The 521-nt window shown below is 35.7% G+C and carries 1 protein-coding gene; it reads right to left on the reverse strand.

Going from position 1 to position 521, the window contains the following annotated elements:
* Positions 1 to 521 (reverse strand): class I SAM-dependent methyltransferase (locus tag CCZ01_RS10645; RefSeq protein WP_181566407.1); only part of this gene is annotated, 521 nt, incomplete at both ends.

The raw sequence follows: 521 nt of genomic DNA on the forward strand, positions 1-521 counted from the left end.
TGGAATATTTCTGTGCTAGGTTGGAGTTGTTTTGCAAAATGTGCAGTGAGAGAATCTAATTCTACGCCTATTCTTTGTGTATTGTTTTTTAGAGATTGTGGCATTGCTTCAAAGAATATTCCTTTACCTAAAGAGGGTTCTAACACTCTACCTTTACTAAAACCTGCTTTGAGTAAAGATTCATAGATAGGTTGCACGACACTAATAGGCGTATAATAGGCATCGTCTGTTCTTTGCAAGAGTTTTCTAAGTTGGCTTTGCACTTCTGCAAAATCTCCCATCAATACAGATTTTAAAAGCTCTAAATCCTTATCGGTTATCACAGAATTCAGCCCACCAAAACCGCTATATTTAGCTAAAATGGCTTGTTGTTCTTGTGTTGCTTGTGTATTGTTTTGCATAAGCTCTTTGAGTAAAGACATAGCCTCTATATTGTCTTTAAATCTAGTCCTTAAACTTTTCTCTTCATCATGGAAGGATTCAAAGTCTAAGGGTTTTTTAAGATGATTAGGGGTAGAATC

The sequence above is a fragment of the Helicobacter monodelphidis genome (genome assembly GCF_003288845.1).
GTDB lineage: Bacteria > Campylobacterota > Campylobacteria > Campylobacterales > Helicobacteraceae > NHYN01.